At 70.7% G+C, this 24125-nt stretch carries 21 protein-coding genes; 11 read left to right on the top strand and 10 right to left on the bottom strand.

All coding sequences use genetic code 11. The annotated features are described in order from the left end of the window. Positions 1 to 74 precede the first annotated feature (74 nt). From ACZ5WG_RS35435 to ACZ5WG_RS35410, 6 genes are all read left to right on the top strand, one after another. Positions 75 to 842, top strand: a complete 768-nt coding sequence (locus tag ACZ5WG_RS35435) for a GNAT family N-acetyltransferase (protein ID WP_468728625.1) — start codon at positions 75 to 77, stop codon at positions 840 to 842. Positions 843 to 994: 152 nt separating this feature from the next. Further along, complete coding sequence (locus tag ACZ5WG_RS35430) at positions 995 to 2236, top strand: LLM class flavin-dependent oxidoreductase (protein WP_468728624.1); 1242 nt, start codon at positions 995 to 997, stop codon at positions 2234 to 2236. Positions 2237 to 2269: 33 nt separating this feature from the next. After that, complete coding sequence (locus tag ACZ5WG_RS35425) at positions 2270 to 3649, top strand: NtaA/DmoA family FMN-dependent monooxygenase (RefSeq protein WP_468728623.1); 1380 nt, start codon at positions 2270 to 2272, stop codon at positions 3647 to 3649. Continuing rightward, positions 3646 to 4707: an LLM class flavin-dependent oxidoreductase gene (locus ACZ5WG_RS35420; RefSeq protein WP_468728621.1), complete on the top strand. Its 1062-nt coding sequence runs from the start codon at positions 3646 to 3648 to the stop codon at positions 4705 to 4707. The genes ACZ5WG_RS35425 and ACZ5WG_RS35420 overlap by 4 nt, the downstream gene beginning before the upstream one ends. A gap of 11 nt (positions 4708 to 4718) precedes the next feature. Beyond that, positions 4719 to 5861: an LLM class flavin-dependent oxidoreductase gene (locus tag ACZ5WG_RS35415; protein WP_468728620.1), complete on the top strand. Its 1143-nt coding sequence runs from the start codon at positions 4719 to 4721 to the stop codon at positions 5859 to 5861. 75 nt (positions 5862 to 5936) lie between these two features. Continuing rightward, the gene (locus ACZ5WG_RS35410; protein WP_468728618.1) at positions 5937 to 8171 is read left to right on the top strand and encodes a sulfatase-like hydrolase/transferase; all 2235 of its coding nucleotides are present in this window, start codon (positions 5937 to 5939) and stop codon (positions 8169 to 8171) included. On the opposite strand, the gene ACZ5WG_RS35405 is transcribed toward ACZ5WG_RS35410, so the two are convergent. Next, positions 8164 to 9993, bottom strand: a complete 1830-nt coding sequence (locus tag ACZ5WG_RS35405; RefSeq protein WP_468728617.1) for a glycoside hydrolase family 15 protein — start codon at positions 9991 to 9993, stop codon at positions 8164 to 8166. The genes ACZ5WG_RS35410 and ACZ5WG_RS35405 overlap by 8 nt on opposite strands. Before the next feature lie 206 nt (positions 9994 to 10199). Here ACZ5WG_RS35405 and ACZ5WG_RS35400 point away from each other — a divergent pair, with 206 nt between their 5' ends. Beyond that, positions 10200 to 10757 carry a TetR/AcrR family transcriptional regulator gene (locus tag ACZ5WG_RS35400; RefSeq protein ID WP_468728615.1) on the top strand — a complete coding sequence of 186 codons (558 nt, stop codon included), beginning with the start codon at positions 10200 to 10202 and terminating at the stop codon, positions 10755 to 10757. A gap of 53 nt (positions 10758 to 10810) precedes the next feature. Here ACZ5WG_RS35400 and ACZ5WG_RS35395 read toward each other — a convergent pair whose 3' ends face one another. Then, on the bottom strand, positions 10811 to 11833 hold the full coding sequence (locus ACZ5WG_RS35395; protein ID WP_468728613.1) for an alcohol dehydrogenase: 1023 nt from the start codon (positions 11831 to 11833) through the stop codon (positions 10811 to 10813). A gap of 242 nt (positions 11834 to 12075) precedes the next feature. Then, a complete protein-coding gene (locus ACZ5WG_RS35390; RefSeq protein WP_468728612.1) occupies positions 12076 to 13017 on the bottom strand; it encodes a ribosome-inactivating family protein in 942 nt (313 codons plus the stop codon). A 450-nt stretch (positions 13018 to 13467) separates the two neighbouring features. Between ACZ5WG_RS35390 and ACZ5WG_RS35385 the strand changes: the two genes are divergently transcribed. Both ACZ5WG_RS35385 and ACZ5WG_RS35380 read left to right on the top strand, forming a co-directional pair. Then, complete coding sequence (locus ACZ5WG_RS35385) at positions 13468 to 14835, top strand: carotenoid oxygenase family protein (protein ID WP_468728611.1); 1368 nt, start codon at positions 13468 to 13470, stop codon at positions 14833 to 14835. Between the two features lie 131 nt (positions 14836 to 14966). Next, a complete protein-coding gene (locus tag ACZ5WG_RS35380; RefSeq protein WP_468728609.1) occupies positions 14967 to 15914 on the top strand; it encodes an RNA polymerase sigma factor in 948 nt (315 codons plus the stop codon). Positions 15915 to 16155: 241 nt separating this feature from the next. Here ACZ5WG_RS35380 and ACZ5WG_RS35375 read toward each other — a convergent pair whose 3' ends face one another. Continuing rightward, complete coding sequence (locus tag ACZ5WG_RS35375) at positions 16156 to 17292, bottom strand: FAD-dependent oxidoreductase (protein ID WP_468728608.1); 1137 nt, start codon at positions 17290 to 17292, stop codon at positions 16156 to 16158. A gap of 128 nt (positions 17293 to 17420) precedes the next feature. Here ACZ5WG_RS35375 and ACZ5WG_RS35370 point away from each other — a divergent pair, with 128 nt between their 5' ends. Beyond that, complete coding sequence (locus tag ACZ5WG_RS35370; RefSeq protein ID WP_468728607.1) at positions 17421 to 18116, top strand: TetR/AcrR family transcriptional regulator; 696 nt, start codon at positions 17421 to 17423, stop codon at positions 18114 to 18116. 161 nt (positions 18117 to 18277) lie between these two features. Here ACZ5WG_RS35370 and ACZ5WG_RS35365 read toward each other — a convergent pair whose 3' ends face one another. Together ACZ5WG_RS35365 and ACZ5WG_RS35360 are read right to left on the bottom strand one after the other, a co-directional pair. Further along, a complete protein-coding gene (locus tag ACZ5WG_RS35365) occupies positions 18278 to 18940 on the bottom strand; it encodes an MBL fold metallo-hydrolase (RefSeq protein ID WP_468728605.1) in 663 nt (220 codons plus the stop codon). Between the two features lie 117 nt (positions 18941 to 19057). Further along, entirely contained in the window at positions 19058 to 19831 is a 774-nt protein-coding gene (locus ACZ5WG_RS35360; RefSeq protein ID WP_468728604.1) for a DUF2306 domain-containing protein, read from the bottom strand. A gap of 148 nt (positions 19832 to 19979) precedes the next feature. On the opposite strand from ACZ5WG_RS35360, the gene ACZ5WG_RS35355 reads away from it, so the two are divergent. Further along, on the top strand, positions 19980 to 20555 hold the full coding sequence (locus tag ACZ5WG_RS35355; protein WP_468728603.1) for a TetR/AcrR family transcriptional regulator: 576 nt from the start codon (positions 19980 to 19982) through the stop codon (positions 20553 to 20555). A gap of 16 nt (positions 20556 to 20571) precedes the next feature. On the opposite strand, the gene ACZ5WG_RS35350 is transcribed toward ACZ5WG_RS35355, so the two are convergent. The 4 genes from ACZ5WG_RS35350 to ACZ5WG_RS35335 form a co-directional block, all read right to left on the bottom strand. After that, on the bottom strand, positions 20572 to 21177 hold the full coding sequence (locus ACZ5WG_RS35350) for a TetR/AcrR family transcriptional regulator (protein WP_468728602.1): 606 nt from the start codon (positions 21175 to 21177) through the stop codon (positions 20572 to 20574). A 94-nt stretch (positions 21178 to 21271) separates the two neighbouring features. Then, positions 21272 to 22480, bottom strand: coding sequence for an alpha/beta hydrolase family protein (locus ACZ5WG_RS35345; RefSeq protein WP_468728601.1), 1209 nt, complete (start codon positions 22478 to 22480; stop codon positions 21272 to 21274). Then, the gene (locus tag ACZ5WG_RS35340; RefSeq protein WP_468728600.1) at positions 22468 to 23316 is read right to left on the bottom strand and encodes an NmrA family NAD(P)-binding protein; all 849 of its coding nucleotides are present in this window, start codon (positions 23314 to 23316) and stop codon (positions 22468 to 22470) included. The genes ACZ5WG_RS35345 and ACZ5WG_RS35340 overlap by 13 nt, the downstream gene beginning before the upstream one ends. Beyond that, complete coding sequence (locus ACZ5WG_RS35335; RefSeq protein WP_468728598.1) at positions 23316 to 23738, bottom strand: nuclear transport factor 2 family protein; 423 nt, start codon at positions 23736 to 23738, stop codon at positions 23316 to 23318. The genes ACZ5WG_RS35340 and ACZ5WG_RS35335 overlap by 1 nt, the downstream gene beginning before the upstream one ends. Between the last annotated feature and the right edge of the window lie 387 nt (positions 23739 to 24125).

Genomic DNA, 24125 nt, shown 5'->3' with positions numbered 1-24125 from the left:
GGGCCGCGCCACGGACGGAGACAGCCCGCCCCATGAACACGAACGCCGCTCCCAGCACGAGTACGAGCACGAGTATGAGCACGAGCACGAGCACGAGTACGAGCCGGGGCGCCGTGGTGTCCCCGCACGTCCTCGACAACCCCGCCTGGGCCTCGTTGTCCGGCGCGCACGCCGCCTTCGCCGAGCGGGTGGCCCGGCCCGGGGCCGACCTCTCCTCCTCCCGCGCCGCCCGCTATCCGTCGGATGTCTCGCCGTTCGCCGCCCTCGCGGACCCGGCCGACCCGGACTCGTGGGCCGACCTGCGCAGGCTGGTCGGCGACGGCGGGATCGCCGCGCTCGCCGGCGTACTGACCCCGCCCGACGGCTGGGAAACCGTAGGCTCGGTCCCCGGCGTCCAGCTGGTCGACACCTCGCTGCGCGCCGAACCCACCCCCGAGGCGGTCAGGCTCGGCCCCCGTGACGCGTCCGAGATCCTCGCTCTGATCGAGCTCACGAAGCCCGGTCCGTTCCTGCCCCGCACCGTCGAGCTGGGTACGTACCTCGGCATCCGGCACCGGGGCCGGCTGATCGCGATGGCCGGAGAGCGGCTGCGGCCGCCCGGCTGGACCGAGATCAGCGCGGTGTGCACACATCCCGACCACCGGGGCGGGGGGCTGGCGACGCGGCTGGTCCGTGCCGTTGCCGCGGGCATCCGGGAGCGCGGCGACGTCCCGTTCCTCCACACCGCCGCGAGCAACACGAAGGCGATCCGACTGTACGAGTCGATCGGCTTCACCCTGCGCCGCCGCCCGTCCTTCATGGCGGTCCGTGCGCCCGGCAACACCGCTGCCAACTTCTCTTAATATTCAGGTCATTGTATGCCACCGCTATCGGGCGTAGCGTCTCGAAGAGATATCGGTGACGGGCTTGCTCATCGCCCTCTCATACGTCCTCATATTCGGCGAAGCGTATCGGCCTCCTTTTCGCACGGCCGATCAGGAAGGCGTAATTCGACGTGTCCTCATCCCCGCCCGCATCCGTATTCGCATCAGCATCTTCCGAATCGCTGCACCTCGCAGTCGCGCTCGACGGCGCGGGTTGGCACCCTGCCGCCTGGCGCGAGCCGGGTGCCCGGCCCGGTGAACTCTTCACGGCCCGCTACTGGGCCGATGCCGTGGCCGAGGCCGAAGCCGGACTGCTCGACTTCGTCACCTTCGAAGACTCCCTCGCCCTACAGTCGTCCTCGGCCGACGGGCCAGACGGGCGCACGGACCAGGTCCGCGGGCGGCTGGACGCGGTACTCACCGCCGCCCGCGTCGCACCGCTGACCCGGCACATCGGACTGGTCCCGACCGTGACCGCCACCCACACCGAGCCCTTCCACATATCCAAGGCGATCGCCACCCTGGACCACGTCAGCCGCGGGCGGGCGGGCCTGCGCATCCAGGTGTCACAACCTGCCCACGAAGCCCGGCACTTCGGACGCCGGGCGGTCCCGCTCCCCGATGCGCAGTCCTACCAGGAGGCCGCCGACCACATCGAGGTGATCCGGCGGCTGTGGGACAGCTGGGACGACGACGCCGAGATCCGGGACGTGGCCACCGGCCGGTTCATCGACCGCGACAAGCTGCACTACATCGACTTCGAGGGCCGTCACTTCAGCGTCCGGGGGCCCTCGATCACCCCCCGCCCGCCGCAGGGGCAACCCGTCATCACCGCGGCCACCGCGGCCACCGCGGCCGGCTCCGCCGGCGCGCCCGGCGAAGGCAGCGCGGCGCACGGTCTCATCGCCCGGTCCGCGGATGTCGGGTACCTCACCGTGCGCGACGCCGACGGGGCCCGCGCCGCGGTCACCGAGATCCGGCAGGCCCGGGAATCCGCCGGGCTCTCGGCGCAGCCGCTGCACCTCTTCGCAGACCTCACCGTGTTCCTGGACGAGGACGCCCCGGCGGCCGAGGCGCGCCGCAGCCGCCTGGACACGCTCGCGAACGCCCCGTACGGCAGTGACACGGCGGTCTTTACCGGGACCACGGCGCAGCTGGCGGACCTGCTCCAGGACTGGCGTCCGGCCGGTCTGTCGGGCTTCCGGCTGCGGCCGGGCACACTCGCCCACGACCTGCCGGCGATCACCCGGGGGCTGGTACCGGAGCTCCAGCGACGCGGACTCTTCCGCCGCGCGTACGAGGCGGACACCCTGCGCGGGCTGCTGGGCCTGGAGCGCCCGGCCGGCCGCTATGCCGCCCACCCCGCCGCCTGATTCCGGACCCGTAAGTACCCGTAAGGACCCGTCATGAGTAGCAAACCGCTCAAGCAGATCCATCTCGCGGCCCACTTCCCGGGCGTCAACAACACCACCGTGTGGAGCGACGCGGCCGCCGGCAGCCACATCGACTTCGACTCGTTCGTCCACTTCGCGCAGACCGCCGAACGCGCCAAGTTCGACTTCCTCTTCCTCGCCGAGGGGCTGCGGCTGCGTGAACAGGGCGGTAAAATATACGACTTGGATGTCGTCGGTCGTCCCGACACCTTCACGGTGCTCGCCGCCCTCGCTGCTGTCACCGAGCGTCTCGGGCTGACCGGGACGATCAACTCCACCTTCAACGAGCCCTACGAGGTGGCCCGCCAGTTCGCCTCGCTGGACCACCTCTCCGAGGGCCGGGCCGCGTGGAACGTGGTCACCTCCTGGGACGCCTTCACCGGCGAGAACTTCCGGCGCGGCGGCTTCCTGCCGCGAGAGGAGCGCTACTCGCGGGCGAAGGAGTTCCTGGCCACCGCGACCGAGCTGTTCGACTCCTGGGACGGCACCGAGATCCTCGCCGACCCCGATTCGGGCGCCTTCCTGCGGGACGCGCGGGCCGGGGCCTTCGCCCACCAGGGGCAGCATTTCGACATCGAGGGCCACTTCAACGTGCCGCGCAGCCCGCAAGGCCGGCCGGTGATCTTCCAGGCGGGCGACTCCGACGAGGGCCGCGAGTTCGCCGCCTCCTCCGCCGACGCGATCTTCGGCCGGTACGGGACGCTCGACGAGGGCCGGGCGTTCTACGCCGACGTCAAGGGCCGGCTGGCCGCGTACGGGCGCAGCCACGAGGAGTTGAAGATCCTGCCTGCCGCCACCTTCGTCCTCGGCGACACCGACGCCGAGGCACACGAGCTCGCCCACGAGGTGCGCCGCCTCCAGGTCAGCGGGCAGACCGCGATCAAGTACCTGGAGCACGTCTGGAACCGGGACCTGTCCGGTTACGACCCGGACGGCCCGCTGCCCGACATCGATCCCGAGACCGGCGAGAACACCGTCGCCCTCGGGCGGGCCAGCGTCCGCCAGTTCCGCGATCCGCTCGAAACCGCCCGGCAGTGGCGCGCGCTCGCCGAGGCCAAGAACCTCTCGATCCGGGAGCTGGTCATCGCCACCACCTCCGGCCAGACCTTCGTGGGCTCCGCGGCCACCGTCGCCGAGCAGATCGACACGCTGGTGCAGGCGGACGCGGCCGACGGCTTCATCCTGGTCCCCCACATCACCCCGGGCGGCCTGGACGTCTTCGCCGACACCGTCGTCCCGCTGCTGCAGGAGCGGGGGGTCTTCCGCACCGAGTACGCCGGCACCACCCTGCGCGACCACCTCGGGCTCGCGGTGCCGGAAGCGGCTTCCGGCAGGCAGGCCGCGGGCTCATGAAGTTCCTGGCCATCACCCTGATCACGGACTCCGCGGACCCGGTGACGGGCGCCCCCACGCCCACCCGCGAGCGGTTCCGCGAGGTGGTCGATGCCGCGCTGCTCGCGGAGGAGCTCGGCTTCGACGGCTTCGGGGTCGGCGAGCGCCACGAGCGGCCGTTCCTGTCGTCCTCGCCGCCCGTGGTGCTCAGCCACATCGCCGCGCTGACCCGCCGGATCCGGCTGTTCACCGCCGTGACCACCCTGAGCCTGCTGGACCCGGTACGGGCGTACGAGGACTACGCGACGCTCGACCACCTCTCCGACGGCCGCCTGGAGCTGATGATCGGCAAGGGCAACGGCACGGCCCAGCGCGAGCTGTTCCACGTGACCCCCGAGGACCAGTGGGAGCGCAACGCCGAGGGCTACGAGCTGTTCCGGCGCATCTGGCGCGAGGACAAGGTGAGCGCCGAGCCGCGCTTCCGCCCCTCGCTGGTCGGCGCCGAGGTGCTGCCGAGGCCCTTCCAGCCGGCCCTGCGGGTCTGGCACGGCAGCGCGACCAGCAGGGAGTCCGTCGATCTCGCGGCGCGCTACGGAGACCCGCTCTTCTCGGCGAACGTCACCCACCCGATCGGCCCGTACGCCGAGCTGATCCGCCACTACCGGGAGCGCTGGGAGCACTACGGGCACGATCCGGCGCACGCCGTCGTCGGCGCGGGCACGGCCGGCTACCACGCGGCCCCCACCTCGCAGCAGGCGGTGGCGGCGTACCGGCCCGCGTTCGCCCGGTACCTCGCCTTCCACAAGCAGCAGGGTGTGGATCCCGTCTTCCCGACGCTGGAGGACTTCGTCGAGCGGAGCTCGGCGCTGATCGGCAGCCCCCAGCAGGTGATCGAGAAGGTCCACCGCTACCACGAGGCGTTCGGCCACACGGCCCTGCACCTCCAGGCGGAGCCGGGCGGGCTCGCCCCCGCGGAGCACCGTGCCTCCCTCGAACTCTTCCAGTCCCGGATCGCCCCGGTGTTGCGCCGCGAGATCCCCGACCCTTCCTTCCCCGACCCTTCCTTCCCCGACCTTTAAGGAGCCCGGCCATGTCCGGCATCCCCCTCGGGGTCCTCGACCTCGTCCCGGTCCCGTCCGGTTCCACGGCCGCCGAGGCCCTGCACCACAGCATCGATCTCGCCCGGCAGACGGAGGCGTTCGGCTACGCCCGCTACTGGTTCGCCGAGCACCACCTCAATCCGGGGGTCGCCGGGACCTCCCCGGCGGTCGTGCTCGCGCTGACCGCCTCCGCGACCTCGACCATCCGGCTGGGCTCCGGGGCCGTCCAGCTCGGGCACCGCACCGCGCTGTCCACGGTCGAGGAGTTCGGCCTGATCGACGCGCTGCACCCCGGCCGTCTGGACCTGGGCCTGGGCCGCTCGGCCGGCCGTCCGCCGCAACGGACGTCACAAGAAGCCCCGTTCGAGGGTTACACCCCGAACGGGCTCCGCATCCCGGCCCGGTTCTCCTTCGCCCACCTGCTGGGTCATCCGCGGGTCGCGCTGCAGCAGAGGCTGCTGAACCTGCCCGGTGCCCAGCAGCAGGACTACGCCGAGCAGGTGGACGACCTGCTCGCGCTGCTGCGGGGCGACTACCGCTCCCCGGAGGGCGTGGAAGCACATGCCGTCCCGGGGGAGGGGGCCGACGTGCAGGTGTGGATCCTGGGCAGCAGCGGCGGAGTCAGTGCGGAGACCGCGGGCCGCAACGGGCTCAGGTTCGCGGCCAATTACCACGTCAGTCCCGCTTCTGTGCTGGAGGCGGCCGAGGGCTACCGGGCCGCCTTCAAGCCCTCGGCCGACCTGGACCGGCCGTACCTGACGGTGTCCGCCGACGTGGTCGTCGCCGAGGACGACGCGACCGCCCGGGAACTGGCCACCGGGTACGCACCCTGGGTGCGCAGCATCCGTACCGCCGAGGGCGCCATCCCCTTCCCCACGCCTGCCGAGGCGCGCGCCCTGCCCTGGACCGAGGCGGATCGCACACTCGTCGCCGACCGGGTGGAGACCCAGTTCGTCGGCTCGGCACGGACCGTCGCCGACCACCTGGAGCGGCTCCAAGAGGCGACCGGGGCCGATGAGTTGCTGATCACCACCATCACGCACGACCACGCGGACCGGGTGCGCTCCTACCGTCTGCTGGCCGAGGAGTGGCAGCGCCGCTCCAGCGCCGGCCGAGCCGTCACACGTTCTTAATGCCGTGTGCATGGCCATCGGGCGGGTGCCCTCCGCATGATCGAATCCCGTCCCGCGAGAGCCAAGGAGCCCCCGATGCCCACCCGCCGCCACTTCCTCGCCGGGTCCGCAGCCACCCTGGGCCTCGCCGCGCTCCCCGCCGCGCCGGAGGCCCGGGCGGCGGCTCAGGCGGCCCGGGCCGCCACGACCGCCGGTACGGCGACTCCGAACCTCGTGGTGATCCTTGCCGACGATCTCGGCTACGGCGACCTCGGCGCGTACGGCCAGAAGCTGATCACCACACCGCGGATCGACCGGCTCGCCGCCGAGGGCCTGAGGTTCACCGACGCCTACTCGACCGCCGCGGTCTGCGCGCCCTCCCGGTGCTCGCTGCTGACCGGCCTGCACACCGGGCACTCCGCCGTCCGGGCCAATCCCGACGGCGCCCCCGGAGCGCTGAAGGCCGGTGACACCACCTTCGCCGAGGTGCTGCGCGCCCGCGGCTACCGGACCGCGGTGATCGGGAAGTGGGGCTTCGGGCCGGAGGAGGGCGACCAGCCCAGCCACCCCAACTCCCGTGGATTCGAGGAGTTCTACGGATACATCGACCACGGGCACGCGCACGAGTACTACCCGCAGTACCTGTGGCACAACGGCGCGAAGGAGACGATCGCCGCCAACGCGGGCGGCGCGAAGGGCGCCTACGCGCCCCAGCTCATCGAGCAGCGCGCGCTGGACTTCATCGGCGACCACGCCGCCGAGCCCTTCCTGCTCTTCCTCACGCCGACCGTGCCGCACGCACCGAGCGACATCCCCGACGTCGGCGCCTACGCCTCCCGTACCTGGACCCAGCAGAACAAGGGCCACGCCGCCCAGATCACCTACTTCGACACGCTCGTCGGCAAGGTCACCGACCGGCTGCGCGCGCTGGGCATCGCCGAGAACACCGTCGTCCTCGTCACCAGCGACAACGGCCCGCACGAGGAAGGCGGGGTCAACCCCGACCTGTTCGACGCGAACGGCCCGCTGCGCGGCTACAAGCGCAACCTCTACGAGGGCGGCATCCGCGTCCCGCTGATCGCCTGGTCCCCGGGCCGGATCGGGGCGGGGACCAGCGACCGTCCCACCCCGCTCACCGATGTGCTGCCCACCCTGGCGGAACTCGGCGGCGCACCCGCACCCGCCGACATCGACGGACTGTCGGCCGCCCCGCTGCTCGCCGGAAGCCCGGACGCGGCACGCCACGACCACCTGTACTGGTACCGGGACGAACGCGGCGTCACCAGCCGCGCCAACAGCGAGGACGGCGGCCGCGCCACCTGGCTCGCCGAGGCCGTACGCAAGGACGACTGGAAGGCCGTCCGGTTCGCGCCCGTCAGGGACCACGCGCTGCCCGACGCACAGTGGCAGGTCGAGCTGTACGACCTCGCCTCCGACGCCGGTGAGCAGCGCAACGTCGCCGCCGCCAACCCGTCCGTGGTGACCGGCCTCGTCGCCGTCATGCGTTCCTCATGGGTGGACACGTACGTCCGCCAGCCCTTCGGAGTCCGGACGCAGATTCAGGGGCCGGCCGTGCCCGGTCAGGCCTTCACGGCCACCGCGACCCTGGGCAACGGGTCGGGCAAGCCCTGGACCCGCGCACTCCTCGCGCTGCGCGCCCCGGCAGGCTGGCAGGTCCAGGCAACCACCGCGACCGGCCATGACCTGCTGGCCGCCGGAGCCACGCTGACCACGTCCTGGCAGGTCACCCCGCCCACGACGGCCACCCCGGGCACGCAGTGGCCGCTGACCGTCGACGGCACCGCGGAGTCACCGACCGGGCCGCTGCGCTACACCGCCACGGAACGGGTTTCAACGGTGCCGCCGGCGCCGGTCGCCGACGCATACCTGAGCGATCTCGCGTGGGTTTCGGCCACCAACGGCTGGGGTCCGGTGGAACGCGACCGGTCCAACGGGCGTCAGGCGGCGGGGGACGGCACGCCGATCTCGTTCGGCGGAGTGACCTACGCCAAGGGCCTCGGCGTCCATGCACCCTCCGAGATCGTCTACCACCTCGGCGGAACCGCGGACCGCTTCACCGCGCTCGTCGGCATCGACGACTTCTCGACGAACCAGGCCGCCACCGGCGCGACGAAGGCCTCGGTACGGGGCGACGGGAAGACGCTGTTCACCAGCGGCAAGCTGACCGGCGCGGCTGGTCCCGTGCAGGTGGATCTCGACGTACGCGGGGTGAAGCTGCTGCACCTGGTCGTCGAGGACGCGAACGCCAACACGGCGTTCGACCACACCTCCTGGGCCCTCGCCCGGGTGACCGTGCCCCGGTTCAGCTGAGAGCGCGGTCGAGGTTGAACGCGGCGCTGATCAACGACAGATGGGTGAAGGCCTGCGGGAAGTTGCCGAGCTGTTCGCCGGTCAGCCCGATCTCCTCGGCGTAGAGGCCGACGTGGTTCGCATAGGTGAGCATCTTCTCGAAGGCGAGCCGCGCCTCCTCCAGCCGTCCGGCGCGGGTGAGTGCCTCGACGTACCAGAAGGAGCAGATCGAGAAGGTGCCCTCGGATCCCCTCAGGCCGTCCGGGCTGGCTTGGGGGTCGTAGCGGTAGACCAGCGAGTCGGACACCAGGTCTGCGGTGAGCGCATCCAGGGTGGCGAGCCATTTGGGGTCGGTGGGTGAGATGAATTTGGCCATCGGCATCATCAGCACCGAGGCGTCGAGCACGAGGCCGTCGAGGTGCTGGACGAACGCCCCTCGCTCGGGGGACCAGCCCCGGTGCATGATCTGCCGGTAGATCGCGTCACGGCTCTGCTGCCAGCGGGGGAGGTCGGTGGGCAGGCCCCGCCGGTTCGCCATCCGGATGGCCCGCTCGATCGCCACCCAGCACATGAGCCGGGAGTACACGAAGTTCTTTCGGCCCCCGCGTGTTTCCCACACGCCGTCGTCGGGCTGGTCCCAGTGGTCGCAGAGCCAGTCCACCAGTACACCGAGCTCCTCCCACCGGTCGCTGCTGATGGGCTGTCCCCACTTGTCGTACAGATATACGGAGTCGATGAGTGCTCCGTAGATGTCCAGCTGGAGCTGCCCGGTGGCGGCGTTTCCCACCCGCACCGGGGCTGACCCCTGGTAGCCCTCGAGGTGGGGGAGTATGCGTTCGGGCAGTTCGTTGCGCCCGTCGATCCCGTACATGATCTGCAGCGGGCCCGCGGAGTCGCCGCCCCGCATGATGCCCCGCTCGGACAGGAAGCGCATGAAGGCCTCCGCCTCGCCGGTGAAGCCCAGTCTGAGCATGGCGTACACACAGAAGGCGGCGTCACGGACCCATACGAAGCGGTAGTCCCAATTGCGTTCGCCGCCGATCTGCTCGGGCAGGCTGGTGGTCGGGGCGGCCACGATCGCACCGGTCGGGGCGTACGTGAGCAGCTTCAGCACGAGGGCCGAGCGGTGCACCATCTCCCGCCACCGGCCGTGGTAGCGCGAGCCGGCCAGCCAGTTGCGCCAGAACCTGACCGTCGTCTCGAACTGCTGCTCGGCTTCGGCCTGGGGGCAGGCCTGCGGGATCACGTCGTCCACCACCGGGTCGAGGGCGAACACCGCCGACTCGCCCTCGAGGAGCTTGAAGCGGGACCGCGCGTCGCGGCCGTCGCACTCCAGCTGTGCGGTGGTGGTCAGCGCCAACGACAGGCTCCCCGAGCGGAAAACCACGGTGTGGTCGCCCCGCGCCCGTGCGGAGTGCGGTTCGGCCCCGTACCCGAAGCGGGGCGCCACGTGCGCCGTGAAGGGAAGCGACCCCCGCACGCAGATCACCCGCCGAATCAGCCGGTGCCGGGCCGGCGCGTCCGAGTCGTCGGTGATCGGCATGAAGTCCTGGACCTCGGCCACCCCGTCGGAGGCGAAGAACCGCGTGATGAGAACGTTCGTGTCGGGAAAGTAGAACTGCCGGGTGCGCGTCGGCACGTCGGCGGCCAGTTCGAACGACCCGCCCCGTTCCGCGTCCAGAATGGAGGCGAACACGCTCGGTGAGTCGAAGCGCGGGCAGCAGTACCAGTCGATGGTGCCGTTCGTGCCCACGAGCGCCGCACTGTGAAGATCACCGATGAGGCCGTGCTCTGCGATCGGCAGGTAGGGCGAGAGGCCCGTTCGCCCGAATCCGGCGTTCACGATACCGGCCTCCCTACGACGGCAGGGCGCGTAGTCCGTACAGGTGATGGTAGATCTGCACGGCCGCGGCTGCCATCGCGCCCGGCGGTGCTGCGCCCTGGGCGGCGCGCAGCGGAGGCGGAGAAGCGCCGCGTGCTAAGGTTTTTGTGATCTAAGATGGTTGGTCATATTGCGGCGAAGGGGTGCTCCCGGTGGGTAGAAGGAGCATGCGCGAGGAGATCGTCGAGGCGGCGGTCGAACAGTTCCATGCCCGCGGATTCAACGGGGCGGGCGTCAAGGACATCACTGACGGCGCCGGGGTCCCGAAGGGGTCGTTCTACAACCACTTCGAGAGCAAGGAAGCGCTGGCCGTGGTGGCCCTGGAGCGGTACGGCGAGAGCCGTCGGCTCCACGAGCTCACCGATGCATCGGTCGATCCGCTGGTGCGGCTGCGGCAGCACTTCGAGTTCCTGCGCGACGAGAACACCAGCCGGGACTTCACCCGCGGCTGCCTCATAGGCGGCCTCGGCACGGAGATGGCCGATCACAGCGACCTCATCCGCGAGGCAGTACGAACCGGCCTGGACAGGTGGGAGCAGGCGCTCGCGGCCCCGATCGCAGAGGCCCAGGAGTCGGGCCGGGTGACGGCGGCCACGGACGCGCGGACGCTCGCCCGGTTCATTCTGAACGCCTGGGAGGGGACGCTCATCTCCGCCCGGTCCGACCGTTCGGAAGACTCCTACGACGGGTTCTTCGACGTGGTGTTCGGCGTGCTGCTCGCCTGACGCCACGGCACCTCACTCGAACGTGACGCCGTGGAAAGGCTGCTGTTCTCCCTTCACGGTCGGACCGCCACATCCAGCACGACACGGAAACGGGCTTCGCCGGACATCATGCGCTCGTAGGCCTCGGGAGCCTGGGCCAGCGGCATCACTTCGGTCATGGGACGGACGTCCCGGTCCGCGGCGAACCGGAGGTTGTCCTCGTTCTCGATGGAGCTGCCGGTCAGGCTTCCGCTGATCGTCCGGGTGCCGAAGATCAGGTCGGTGGTCTGCACTTGGATCGGATCGAGGGCGGCCCCGAGGACCACCATGCGGCCGCGCGGCGCCAGTCCGGAGACCAGCGGCGACATCGAGGCACCGCTCGCGGCGGTCGCGACGATCGCGGCCGCCCCGCCGAGCCGCCGCAGCGCCTCGCCGGCATCCTCGGCAGAACTGTCGATGTAGTGGTCGGCGCCGAGCCGCTCGGCCAGCTCCGCCTTGTCGGTGCCCCGGGCGATCGCGGCGACGCGGAACCCGAGCCTGTTCGCGTACTGCACGCCCAGGTGCCCGAGGCCGCCGATCCCCTGCACGGCCACCAGTGCGCCGGGGGCGCTGGCAGCCTGCCGAAGCGCGCTGAAGACCGTCAGTCCCGCGCACAGGAGCGGCGCCGCGTCGACCGAGCCCAGCCCCTCCGGGATCCGTACGAGGCCGCTGGCCCTGGCGACCAGCATTTCCGCGTAGCCCCCGTCGACGTCGCTGCCCGTCTGAGGCTGATCCTCGCAGTTGACGAAGTCGCCGCGCCGGCAGAAGTCGCACACTCCGCAGTGGCCGTTCAGGTAGCCCACGCCCACACGCTCGCCGACCCGCCATGTCGTCACGCCTGGGCCGACCGCGTCGATCACGCCGACGACCTCGTGCCCGGGAACCACCGGCTTGGACGGGTCGGGCCGCATCCCCTCGACGGCCAGGACATCGGAGTGGCAGACCCCGCACGTCTCGACCCGCAGGCGCACGTGCCCCAGCGGTGGCTCCGGCGTCTCGCGCTCCACCCACTCGAACTTCCGTGACCCGGTGACCTCGAACGCTCGGTATGCGGCCATGGCATTCCCTCGTGTGTGTTTGACCAGGCGGCCAAAATGACCGGTCGTCTCATCTCTATAGTGCTCGGTCGCCTCGAACTCCGTCAAGCAGGCGGGGCCCTGGTCGCCCAGGCCCGTGCGAGCGGCGAGACAGGCTGTGAAGCACCCCGCCACCTGCGGAAACAGGGCATCGGCGGCTCTCCGGCTCGAGTCCCCAGCCGGGTGGAAGGGTGGCGTCGCCATGGCCGGCTCGCCCGGCCGTGTCAGAGTTCGTCGCGCGACGGGTTGGGGTGGTTCCATCCCGCGTTGAAGGTGTGGAGGACGCGTACGTACCGGCGTACCTGGCTCACGTTCTCGATGGGGCCGATGCCGTTGACGTACGGAACGGTCGGCCAGGAGGTGTTGCCCATCCCCTGGAGGTTCCAGTAGAAGTTGGACAGGGTGCCCCAGCTGTTCTCGAGGTTCTGCTGCCAGCCGGGCAGGCCCGTCCGGCCCGTGCCCCAATCGCCGACCGCGGCGCGGAAGACCCCTTCGAGGTCGTTGAAGCGTGCGGCCTCCGAGGTCATCTGGATGAGCAGCATCAGGGAGCGGGCCGTGTTCTGCCGGTTCGCGTTGGAGGAAGTCTGGTTGGCGAGCTGGACGATGGACGCCCGGATGTCGTTGAACCAGATCGGAATGCTGGAGCGGTCACGACTGGCTGCCTGGGTGAGGGAGTTGTAGTTGCCGCCGAACGGCAGGTCGGCGGTGGGGACGCCGAGAGTGCCGCGGTAGAAGGAGGCGTCGCTGAAGGTGTATGAGACGTTGCTGCCGTGCGGGGAGTATCCGACGACGTACAGGTTGTCGGGCTGGATCCACAGGTCCACGCCGCGGCGGTTGTTCTGGTCGTCGAGGGCCGTCAGGGACACCCGGACGATTCCCTCGTGCTGCGACGGGCCCTGCGTGTACTGGGCGCCGTCCGGCCGGGTGTGGGACACCGCCTCCCGCAGGCTGGCGAGGAAGATGGAGTAGTCGCGCGTCATGTTGGACTTGGGCGTGTCGGTCAGGTTGAGCCAGACGTGGTTGACGGACCCGTCTCCGGTGGCTGCCGTGGCGGGCCCGGCGGACGAGAGCAGTCCCGTTGCGACGGCCAGGGACAGCATGAGAGCGAGTAAGGCCTGGCGGAGCCTGCTGTGCCCGGTCGGGGCGGGTCGGTGGTGCTGGAGCATGGTGTCGGGTTCCTTCGGGTTGGCGCCGGTAGGGGCGCGGCGATCGTGGTCCTCGGTGATGCGGGACGGTCGGAGAGCAGTTCCGTTCCGACGCGGCCCGCGACCGACATCGACTGGATGCAGGGTGGGCGCCGGAGTTCGCTGCACGGGGATGTGATGTGGGTCACGAGGCGGCGCCCGCCCGTACCTGCGCGACAAGATCTCGCCCTACCGGCCCTGCTGACCGAGGGTCATCCGAACGCCGAACGCCGAACGCCGAACGCCGAACGCCGAACCCCGAAGGTCGCGGGGCGGGACATGAGCACCACGCCGCCTGTGACGGACGCCACGCTCCGGGGTTCGAACTTCGGTGCGCACCGATGCATCCCGTCCGTGTCGGCTCACGGGCCGGGGGCCATCCCCGGCCAGGAGCGTGGCTCGCATCATCAGCGGCTCAACGAGGAGAGCGACATGATCGACGAGACGGCCCTGCCTCCGTACCCACGAGGCCGCTTCGCCCCCGCACCCGAGGAGCGGTGTGCGGCGGACCTCGCAGTGCGGGGGTCACTGCCGCCCGATCTGGACGGCCGCTATGTGCGCAACGGCCCCAACCCGCTGCCCGCCCAGAGCAAGGGGCACTGGTTCACCGGCGCCGGCATGCTCCACGGCATCCGGCTGCGGGGAGGCCGAGCCGAGTGGTACCGCAACCGCTGGATCCGCACACGGCAGCTCGCGGGACATCCGCTCATCCGCGCGGATACCACCGTCGACCTCGCCGCGACGCCCGCCAACACCCACGTGATCCGCCACGCCGGCAAGCTGCTGGCCCTGTGCGAGGCGGGTCTTCCCCATTGGGTCACCCCGTCCCTGGGGACCGTCGGGCCGTACGACTTCGAGGGGCGCCTGACCACCGCGATGACCGCGCACCCCAAGCTGGATCCGTCCTCGGGTGAACTGCACCTGTTCGGTACCGGGTTCGCCCGGCCCTACCTCACCTACCACCGGGTGACCGCCGAAGGCCTGCTGCTCGACAGCCGGCCGATCGAGGTGCCGGGCCCGACGATGATGCACGACTTCGCGATCACCGAGCGCCATGTCGTCTGGATGGATCTGCCCGTCGTCCTCGACCCCACCGGACGCGGCGGCATGCCCTACCGGTGGGACGAGGAGTACGGCGCTCGGATCGGAGTCATGTCGCGTACGCCCGGCAGTACCGCCGTGACCTGGTACGACATCGATCCCTGCTACGTCTTCCACGTCGGCAACGCCTACGAGGACGGGCAAGGGCGCGTCGTGGTCGACGCGGTGCGCTACGACCGCGACGGTTTCCGGCGGACCTGGTCGGAGATCGGTGGCCGGTCAGGGCCGGGCTGCCCGGCCGCGGGGAGAGGGGCGGCGCGCGCCCAGCCGTCCGCAGTTCTGCACCGCTGGACGGTGGATCCGGCTGCCGGGCGGGTCGCCGAGGCGCGACTGGACGACCGCGAGGCCGAGTTCCCCACCCACAACGGAATGCTCACCGGGCGCGAGAACCGCTACCTGTACACGGTCTCGGGTGACGGCATCGCGAAGCACGACCTGACGCACGGCACCAGCCGCGTGTACGCGACGCCCGGTAGCCGCTTTGCCGGGGAGGCGGTCTTCGTGCCGACCCGGGACGCCTGTGGCGAGGACGAGGGCTGGCTGCTGTCGCTCGTCTCCGACGACGCCGGTGCTTCGGGGGAGCTGCTCGTCCTCGACGCGGCGGACCTCTCCCTCCAGGCGGTGGTGGAACTGCCCGCTCCCGTCCCGGCCGGCTTCCACGGGAGCTGGCTGCCGGAGGAGCCGGTCAACCACTCCTGATCCATCCGCAGGAGATGCCTCTACCGGATGCACGAGGACTACCCTGCTCACGTCGCCGAATGGAACGGTTGCCGTCCATCTCCCCCATGAGTCAAGGTCTGTGACGGATCGACACGGAGGCTTACGAAGACATGACACCCCTCGACCCGCCTGCGGGGCCCACGGACGAGGAGCTCACCCGCAGGGCTCAGGCCGGCGAGACCGGGGCCCTCGGGCTGTTGTTGACCCGCCATCAGGCATCGATGCGTGCAGTGGCGCTGAGCCTGCTCGGATACGGCCCCGACGCGGAAGACGTCGTCCAGGAGGCCGCGTTGACCGCGCTGCGACGCATCGGTGACGTACGGGACCCCGCGGCTGTGGGTGCGTGGCTGCGCGCGATCGTACGCAATGCCTGCCGCATGCGCCTGCGCCGCAGCATGCGGGAGGTGCCAGGTCTGGACGGCCTCGGCCAACTGCATCTGAGCGACGGTGAGGCTTCGCACCCCGAGCGGCGCATCGAGCGGCACGCGATGCGCGACTGGATCTGGGATGCGGTGGAGGAACTGCCGCAGCAGCTCCGGCTGGTGCTGATGCTGCGCCACTTCAGCGGCATCACCTCCTACCAGGAGATCGCCGACGCCTGCGAGGTGCCGGTCGGCACGGTGCGCAGCAGGCTCAGTCAGGCCCGCGCGAAGATGGCCCAGGTGCTCATGTCGACCGCTGAGCAGGCGCACGACGACGCTTCAACCGTGACCGACGGGAGCAGGCAGGAGGCGTTGGCGACCCTGCAGGCGTGGGAGACCGGTGGTCTGCCCCCGGAGATCTCCGAGCTGTGGCCGGCGGAGACCGAAATGGTCGGCCGGCTCGGCAGGCCGGGCGAGCGAGTCCATCCCGTCCCGGTCATGCGCAGCTACCTGGAAGGCGGGGTGCGCCAGCACCTGCGCCACGTCGTGGCCGGCCGGGACATCGCCATCTGGGAGATGGACGTCACCCACCACGGCGCCGACCACGTCTGCCCGCCGTCCCTCGCCTGGCTGATGTTCCGCCGCGACGGACGGGTCGAGAAGCTCCGGGTCGTCTTTCCCCGGCCGACGACGTAGCTGATCGTTTCGGCCGTCCGCCGTGGAAGCCGCTCACGACCGGGCGAGGATCCTGGACAGGCCGAACTCGAAGCGTTCACCGAAGAACTCTGCGCCGAGGCGGCCGAGCACCCGCTGCAGAGCGGGGTGGGCCGCTGCCGGACGCCCACCCCCTCATCGGAACCCGCGCCCCGGACCTCGCCTTCGCCGACTCCCGGAACGGCCTGTTCGCCTCGCTGCGCACCGACGCCCACCCGCCGCTTCACCCGGCCTGCGCGTAGTCGGTGAAGAGGCCGACGAGGCCGTGCGGGGCGTTGTCGGCGAAGCACAGCTCGTGGTTGCGGGATGCCTCGGTGGCCGCGGCGGCGCTGCGCGGGAAGAGGGCTTCCTCGTAGGCGGTGAGCGCGGCCTCGGTGTCGTCGGGGTGCGCGGCGAGGGCCTTGCCGAGTTCGGCGCCGTCGTACATGGCGAGGTTGGCGCCCTCGCCGGCGAACGGTGACATCAGGTGGGCGGCGTCGCCCAGCAGCGTCACACCGGGAACGCGGTCCCAGCGGTGCTCGACCGGCAGGGCGTTGATGGTGCGCGGGACCGGGGCGGTGTCGCCGTCGGTGATCAGCGCGGTGAGTTCCGGTGCCCAGCCGTGGAACTCCTCGGCGACGCGGGCGGTGGCGGTGTCGGGGTCGGTGAAGTCGATGGCGGCGATCCACCCCTGCGGCTTGTTGAGCGCCACGTAGGTGTGCAGGGTGCCGTCGGTCTCCCGGTGGGCGAGGATCCCCTTGCCGGGTGCGAGAGCGAAGAGCGCGCCGCCGCCGACAGCCCGTGCACTGGACGGGTGGCGGGTGTCGCCGTCGAACAGGTAGGTCTCGATGAAGGACGTGCCGACGTACTCGGGTTTCGCGTCGGACAGCAGCGGACGGACCCGCGACCACGCCCCGTCCGCGCCGACCAGGAGACCGGTCTCCGCGGTCGCCCCGTTCGCGAACGTCACTTCGTGCCGGCCGCCCTCGAGCGCGCGGACCGCGGTGACCTTGTGCCCCCACCTGATCGTGTCGGCCGGCAGCGAGTCGAGCAGGATCTGCCGCAGGGCGCCGCGGTGTACCTCCGGACGCCCGCCGGTGCCGTCGTCGGGTTCGTCGAGGAGTACGGTTCCGTCCTTTTCGAGAACCCGCGACGCCTCGCCACCCTTGTGGATCAGGCCGAGGAACTCCTCGAAGAGGCCGGCCGCGTCGAGGGCGAGCTGCCCGTTGTGGTCGTGGATGTCGAGCATGCCGCCCTGCGTGCGGGCGGTCGGTGAGGTCTCGGCCTCGTAGACCGTCGCCGGGATGCCGTGGACGTGGAGGACACGGGCGAGGGTCAGCCCTCCGAGCCCAGCGCCGATGATCGTGACGTCAGTGGTCATGGTGGTTCCTTACGTGTCGCAGCCTGCCGGGCGGGTCATCTCTGGAACGTTGTTCCATTCCAGACTGGAACGACGTTCCAGGGATGTCAAGCTGGAACGGCGTTCCAGGCCTGTGCCAGGATGTATGCATGGCAACCAGGACGCGTCGTGCAGTGCGGCGAGAGGAGCCGCTCTCCCGGGAGCGCATCGTCGAGGCTGCGATCGGGCTTCTCGACACGGCGGGTGAGGGTGGACTCACGTTCCGTGCGCTGGCCGAGCGCCTCGCCACTGGGCCCGGCGCGATTTACTGGCATGTCACGGGCAAGGATGAGCTTCTCAGTGCCGCCACCGACTCCGTCGTCGCCGCCACCGTGACCGCCGGCGTCGCCGATGCAACGCCGCAGGAAGCGATCCGCGCCCTCGCGCTCGGCCTGTTCGACGCGATCGACGCCCACCCGTGGGCCGGCACGCAACTCGCCCGCGCCCCGGGGGAGTCACCAATGCTGCGGGTCTTCGAACACGTCGGACGCCAGGTCCAAGCGCTCGGAGTGCCCCACAACGCCCAGTTCACCGCCGCGTCCGCGCTCCTGAACTACATCCTCGGAGTGGGCGGCCAGAACGCGGCCAACGCCCGCGGACACGAGTCGGAGACGGACCGGACCGAGTTCCTGAACGCCGTTTCGGCCGCGTGGGCGAGCCTCGATCCCGACGAGTACGCGTTCACCAGAGGGGTCGCAGGCCAACTACGCGATCACGACGACCGAGCAGAGTTCCTCGCCGGCATCGACCTCATCCTCTCCGGAATCACCGCCCGTCAAGAGCCGGCTGAACCGGAGCCGTCGTAGCCGGCCTCGCACAGCCTCGAGAGGCTCTCGGCGCGTCATGTCATCCGCTTGCGGCCCAGACCTGCTGCCCTGCGGCGTTGCAGACGCGGAGGGATCCGAAGCGAACCGCACGCAACTGCACCGGGCCTCCTGCCTCGAAGCCGGCGAGGACGGTGGTGGATTCACGGGGTCTCGAGTGCTGCGACAGACGGAGCCGCCAGGGGGCCGCCGTGGCCGACGTACACCGTGGTCGGTGCGTGGCCGGCGATGGTCCGCATGCTGTGTGCGGCGGCGCTCAGGTCGGTGGCGAACATCGGCTTGCGGGCCGTCCGGGCTCGCATCAGGCCGCCCGAGAGGGCGTCGCCCGCCAGGATGCTGTGGTCGGGGAGCAGGACGCACACGGATCCGGGGGTGTGGCCGGGGGTTACGAACGACCGGCCGATTCCGCCGAGTCGGGTCAGGTCCTCTTCGTCGTCGAGGACGATGTCGGGCTCGATGGCCGGTATTTCGGCCTTGGCCAGCATGACCTTCATGAGCCGGGGCATCAGGCTGGTGGGCTGCAGGTCGACGCGGCCGCCGCGCCGGAGCTGGTCGGCGTCGTCGCGGTGGATGGCGATGGGGGCTCCGGTGGCCTCGCGCAGGGCGAGAGCGGAACCGCTGTGGTCGGCGTGGTGGTGGGTGAGCAGGATGAGGGTGACGTCTGCGGGGCGCAGGCCGGCGTCGGCGATCTGCTGGAGCATCGCCGGGGCGCGCCCGGCGACGCCGGTGTCCACGATCATGGCCCCCTTCTCGTCGGTGACGAGGAAGGCGGACGAGGCGAGGTTCTTGACGGTGTAGACGGTCATGGCTTCTCCCGGAGAGGTGACGCTGTCGGAGTGCGAGGGCGGGTAGGTCGGTCCGAGCGTGGTTCGGGGTGGTGCGTGGAGGGGGCGACCGGCAGTGGCCGGCCGTTGTGCGTCGGGTCATCCACTGGTGGCTGCGGTCTGTCCGGACGGTTCGCGGTGTCCGGTCACGGGTGACGTCGTGAGGTGCAGCGCCGGCAGGCCGCGGCGGCGGATCATGAACTCGGCGATGACGAGGTTGGGCAGCCAGCACAGGAAGGGCAGCGGGGCGTAGGCCTGCGTCAGGATGGCGGGGAACGGGTCTGTGCCGTGTGCGAAGGGCACCTGGACGAGGACCAGTACTCCGAACCACAGTCGCAGGGTGACCGCCGCGTAGGTGAGCGCGAAGTTCCGGATCATCCAGGCCTGATGGCTGCGGATGTCATGCCCGCGGACGGCCTTGTAGCCGCGCCATGCCGTCCATCCCCACAGCACCGCCAGTGAACCGAAGCCGAAGAGGCCCAGCAGGCCCACGGAGCTGAACATCGACATCACGAACGCGGAGACCGCGCCGATCGCGACACTGACCACGTACGCGCGGCCGATGCCGCGGTGGAGTCGTATGCGGCGGCTGCGCAGCCGCTTGGAGAACTGCCACGGCCCCAGTGCGAGCGACAGCCCGGCGGACACGACGTGGACGTAGAAGGCCACGCGAATCGGCAGCGCCCGGGAGGCGTAGTCGTCCGCGAGCCCGACGTGCTGGTGAGCCAAGTCGTCGAGCGTGCCCTGGGCGTACTGGCCGACGAAGTAGCCGGTGATCGCCAGCGAGGACAGGGCCACCCAGGCCCAACTCCACTGCGAAAGCCGTTGGCTGGAACGCCCGTTGGTGGGTGCGGGAGGTGCGATGGAAGTCATCCGAACTCCTCGTGTCCTCATGTCGCCTCGATGTGAACGGCTCTAACATAGCAGCGGATGTTAGAATCGATAACATGAAAGCGGCAGCAGTTCCCGCACCGCTTCCGGAGTGCTGGTGACCGGCGGGTCCGGCCAGGAGGGACAGCAGGTGACACGGACGACGTACCACCACGGCGCATTGCGGCAGGCGCTCATCGACGGGGCCCGGGAGATCCTCGCCGAACGAGGACACGAGCAGTTCAGCCTCAACGAGGTCGCCCGCCGGGCCGGCGTGAGCACCGCCGCGCCCTACCGCCACTTCAGCGGCAAGGACGAACTACTGGAGGCGGTGGCCGCGCAGGGCTACGCCACGCTGTACGAGAGCCTCAAGAACACCGCGGCGGACTCGACTGACGCGCGCGAGCGGCTCCTGCGGCTGGGCGGATCGTACGTACGCTTCGCGCACGACCACCCCGACCTCTTCGTGACCATGTTCCGCAGCCGGCCGGGCGCCGAACCGGTCGGCCACGACTCCTTCGAGGTGCTCCTGCAGGCCGTCGTCGACGCGCAGGCGGCCGCCCTCGTTCCCGCGAAGCCGTCGCCGGAGCTGATGGCCAGGTCCATCTGGGCCACCCTGCACGGCCTCGCGGTGCTCAGCCTGCGCCAGCCCCACCAGAGGTTCGGCATGGACGAACCTCCCGAAGACCTTGCCGCCGGCACCCTGTCGGCGATGTTCGGGCTGTAGTCAGACCGCCCGTCACTCATGCCTCCTTGCGCCTGCCGAGTGGATCGGAGCCTTTGCCGAGGACGTTGTCCACGTGGGCCGCGAGCGAGGACCGCAGGTCTTCGGGCGTCATCTTCTGGTCGTCGACGAGGTACGCGACGAGGTCGGCGCGGATGGCGGCCAACAAGGCGTGGGCGGTGAAATCCGGGGCTTGGACTGCCGGTACCTGGTCCAGTGCCGCACGAAGGATTCCGTGCCACCAGCCGTAGTGCTCGGCCTGGTAGGGGCTGCTGAGCCCGGCGTCCTCCGCGGCCGACATCAGGTTCCGGTTCTCGATCTTGAAGCGCAGTGAGGCATCGAGGAGGTCCAGCACCCGCTGCCGCGGTGAGGATGCGGAAGCGTCCTGTGCTTCCCCCACGGCTTGCTGGAGGGGTTCGAGGCGGGAGGCGATCACGGCGCCGATCAGGCCGGCGCGGTCGCCGAAGCGGCGGAACAGGGTGCCCTTGCCCACTCCTGCGGCTGCGGCGATGTCGTCCATCGACACGTTCTGGGGGCTGCTGCTGGCAGCGAAGAGGGCGTCGGCGGCAGCCAGCACGGCCTCTCGGTTGCGCAGGGCGTCCGCGCGTTCTGTGCGCTGGGCCACGGTGGTCCTCCTCGGTCTTCGGCCTGTCCCGGCCCCCGGGAATGATATTCGGTGGGTTCGCCTCAGCCGTGCGGTACGCGTGGCGTGCACGGGGTCAGATCGTGTCGTCGAGCCAGTCGAAGATGCGCGCCACCGCCAGGCGGAGGGCGCCCGGGTGGCAGTGGGCGTCGGCGCCCTCCTCCGCGGTGAAGCTGAGGAGTGTCCTGGGCGCGGTGAGCCACCGGTACAGCGTGCGCGGTTCGGATTCCTCCTCCTCGGCTGCGGGGTAGAACAGGTCGTCGGTCGCCTCGCACACCAGCACGGGGCAGGTGATCTTCCCGGCGCTGCCGTCCTGGAAGCCGTAGCGGGCGTACTCGGCCAGGAACTCCCGGTCGGTCGGGGTTCCGGTCACGTAGCGGCCGTGGTCGAAGGCCCAGCGCAGGATCGGGTTCCGTGCGCGGGCGTCGGCGAGCATGCGGTCCAGGTCCTCGTCGTGCTCGGCCGCCGCGCGCCGGACGGCGTCCCCGTGCGGCAGCGGGAGGTGCGCGGTCAGGGCGGAGACGGCGTCGAAGACGCCGTCGACGGCGACGACGGCTGCCAGGCGGGGCTCGTAGGCCGCCGCGCGGGGCGCGAGGTAGCCGCCGAGACTGACACCGAGCAGCGCGATGCGGGCCGGATCGACGCCGGGCTCCCGGGTGAGGAAGTCCAGTACGGGACCGACCACGTTCTCCCAGTCGGGCCGGAGGGTCAGACCGTCCCGGTGGATGGCGGCGGGCTGCCCGGGGCCGTCGAACGTCAGGACGTGGTAGCCGCGTTCCTGTCCGCCGAGTGCGCCGAAGAAATGCAGTTCCTCGGCGGCCCCGTCGAATCCGTTGTGCATCACCAGTGCCGGCTTCGGGCCCTCGCCCGCAGCCCGGTAGAAGTAGCCGCGCAGCACGGTGCCTTCGTACGGGATCTCCACGGGCGTGATGCCGGGGAGGTGGGCGATGGAGTCGCGGAAGCAGGCGACGCCGCGCTCGTAGGCGTGGTCGATGCGCGGGTCGTCAGGGTTGCCGTGCAGGAAGAATTCGGCCGCCCGGTAGTAGCTGGACGCACGCAGCAGTCCGTCGCGTGCGCTGACGGGGTGGCCGGCGCGCGCCTCGGTCTCCAGGCGCACTGCGGTGGACAGCCAGGCGTCGTGCCAGCCGTCGTAGTCGCCGGAAGTGACGCGGGAGGCGGTGGAGATGACTTCGCCGACGTCCGAACCGCCGTACGTGGCGAGGCCGAGGTTGCGCAAGGTCTCGAACCAGAACGGTGGATCGTCGTGGAACATCAACTGTTCCATCGGACCTCCCGTGCGACGAAGGCGCGGAAGGTGCCCGGGGGACGGCCGGTGAGGCGCTCGACGGTGTCGGAGGTGCGGTCCTCGGCCCCTTCGGCGATGGCGCGGTCCATGCCGGCGAGCATGGTGGCGAACTCCAGCGGTATCTCGGCCGCCCAGCGGTCGCGCAGCTGCTCGAAGGACAGCTGCCGGTGCACCACGGGCCGGCCCGTGACTTCGGCGATGATCGCGGCGACGTCGGCGTAACTCAGTGTCTGCGGCCCGGTCAGGATCAGATCCGTGTTCGGGGCCTGGTCGTCGGTCAGGGCGCGTACGGCGACGGCGGCGATGTCCTCCGCGTCGATGAACCCGACGCGGCCCTCTCCCGAGGCCGACATGATGGCGCCCTCGTCACGGATGCTGCGCGCGTGGGGGGTGGAGGCGGCGAAGTTCTGCATGAACCAGGAGGGCCGCAACACCGCCCACTGATCGAACAGGCCGGGCAGGGCCTCGTGGACTTGGCCCACCGCGGGACCGCCTGCGGGGATCGCCGAGGAGCTGAGCAGCACCGCACGATGCACGCCCGCCGCGCGGGCCTGGCGGAGGAAGGGCAGCATGACCGCGGCCGGGTCCGAAGAGCCGATGGGCGGGATGAGGTAGACGCGGTCGACGCCGTCGAGGGCCTCGCTCCAGGTCGCCGGCTCGTTCCAGTCGAAGCGGACAGCCTGTGCGCCCTCCACCAGGGTGGCGCTCCGGCCGGCGGCCATGACGCGGTGGCCCTCGGCGATGAGGCCGGCGGTGACGCGGCGGCCGGTGGTGCCGGTGGCACCGATGACCAGGGTGGCGTTGAGGTCGTGCATCAGTTCGCTCCTGCGAAGTCGGCGCCGGGCTGCGATACGGCGAGGGGGTTCCAGTAGTCGCGGTAGGCGGTGATGAGGCCGTCCTTGACCGTGACCACGGCGATGTAGGTCATGTCGTAGGGGGTATCGGTTTCCACCAGGCGGCCGACTCCGCGCATCTCGACCACGATCGTCTCGGCGGCGGTGGTCTGGTGGATCTTCACGTCGGGGAAGTCGTGGACGTCGACGTGGTCGGGGTAGTGGCGCATGTAGTCGCCGACCGCGGTCTTGCCCTCCAGCCGTGCGGGCCAGCCCTCGGGCGCGAAGGGGAATTCCAGAACACCGTCCTCGTCCCACAGGTCCACCCAGCCGGGGACATCCCCCGCCACCAGCAGCTGTAGACCGTGGCGGTAGAGCTCTGCGGGTGTCATGGGCGTTGTCATGATCAAGGTTTCCGTTCTGCTCGGGGACGCGGCGATCCGCCGCCGTCGGGTGCGGCCATTCGTCAGGGGGTTCCTCATGACGGGCGGCCGAAGAGAAGCGGACTGGCGGTCCGCATGGATGAAAGGATACGGACTGATAGTCCGCTTCGCAAGGACGGGCGAGGCCGGTGTGGTGATCAGCGGCTCCGGGGGCGCGGGGCGGCGCCGCCGGGGCGCAGCTGGCGTAGTCGGCGGGCATGTGTGCACTCTCCTGGTGGCCCGTCCACGCGCGAGGCAACGCCTGCGGGCCTCACCGGGGAGCGGCTCACCGCAGGGCTCGGAGCGGCGAGGCCGGCTGGCCGAAGCGGCATCATTCGGCAGGGCCCGGCCGAGGTGCTGCGCGTCGCG

The sequence above is a fragment of the Streptomyces sp. NPDC032745 genome (assembly GCF_055579465.1).
The sequence above is the reverse complement of the archived record's forward strand: the minus strand, read 5'-3'. Positions and strand labels throughout refer to the sequence as shown.

What these genes read in the sequence shown, in the direction of transcription:
- ACZ5WG_RS35435 (WP_468728625.1), top strand. Translation starts at nt 75, where the DNA reads ATGAGCACGAGCACGAGCACGAGTACGAGCCGGGGCGCCGTGGTGTCC.
- ACZ5WG_RS35425 (WP_468728623.1), top strand. Translation starts at nt 2,270, where the DNA reads ATGAGTAGCAAACCGCTCAAGCAGATCCATCTCGCGGCCCACTTCCCG.
- ACZ5WG_RS35420 (WP_468728621.1), top strand. Translation starts at nt 3,646, where the DNA reads ATGAAGTTCCTGGCCATCACCCTGATCACGGACTCCGCGGACCCGGTG.
- ACZ5WG_RS35415 (WP_468728620.1), top strand. Translation starts at nt 4,719, where the DNA reads ATGTCCGGCATCCCCCTCGGGGTCCTCGACCTCGTCCCGGTCCCGTCC.
- ACZ5WG_RS35410 (WP_468728618.1), top strand. Translation starts at nt 5,937, where the DNA reads ATGCCCACCCGCCGCCACTTCCTCGCCGGGTCCGCAGCCACCCTGGGC.
- ACZ5WG_RS35400 (WP_468728615.1), top strand. Translation starts at nt 10,200, where the DNA reads ATGCGCGAGGAGATCGTCGAGGCGGCGGTCGAACAGTTCCATGCCCGC.
- ACZ5WG_RS35395 (WP_468728613.1), bottom strand. Translation starts at nt 11,833, where the DNA reads ATGGCCGCATACCGAGCGTTCGAGGTCACCGGGTCACGGAAGTTCGAG.
- ACZ5WG_RS35390 (WP_468728612.1), bottom strand. Translation starts at nt 13,017, where the DNA reads ATGCTCCAGCACCACCGACCCGCCCCGACCGGGCACAGCAGGCTCCGC.
- ACZ5WG_RS35385 (WP_468728611.1), top strand. Translation starts at nt 13,468, where the DNA reads ATGATCGACGAGACGGCCCTGCCTCCGTACCCACGAGGCCGCTTCGCC.
- ACZ5WG_RS35380 (WP_468728609.1), top strand. Translation starts at nt 14,967, where the DNA reads ATGACACCCCTCGACCCGCCTGCGGGGCCCACGGACGAGGAGCTCACC.
- ACZ5WG_RS35375 (WP_468728608.1), bottom strand. Translation starts at nt 17,292, where the DNA reads ATGACCACTGACGTCACGATCATCGGCGCTGGGCTCGGAGGGCTGACC.
- ACZ5WG_RS35370 (WP_468728607.1), top strand. Translation starts at nt 17,421, where the DNA reads ATGGCAACCAGGACGCGTCGTGCAGTGCGGCGAGAGGAGCCGCTCTCC.
- ACZ5WG_RS35365 (WP_468728605.1), bottom strand. Translation starts at nt 18,940, where the DNA reads ATGACCGTCTACACCGTCAAGAACCTCGCCTCGTCCGCCTTCCTCGTC.
- ACZ5WG_RS35360 (WP_468728604.1), bottom strand. Translation starts at nt 19,831, where the DNA reads ATGACTTCCATCGCACCTCCCGCACCCACCAACGGGCGTTCCAGCCAA.
- ACZ5WG_RS35345 (WP_468728601.1), bottom strand. Translation starts at nt 22,480, where the DNA reads ATGGAACAGTTGATGTTCCACGACGATCCACCGTTCTGGTTCGAGACC.
- ACZ5WG_RS35340 (WP_468728600.1), bottom strand. Translation starts at nt 23,316, where the DNA reads ATGCACGACCTCAACGCCACCCTGGTCATCGGTGCCACCGGCACCACC.
- ACZ5WG_RS35335 (WP_468728598.1), bottom strand. Translation starts at nt 23,738, where the DNA reads ATGACAACGCCCATGACACCCGCAGAGCTCTACCGCCACGGTCTACAG.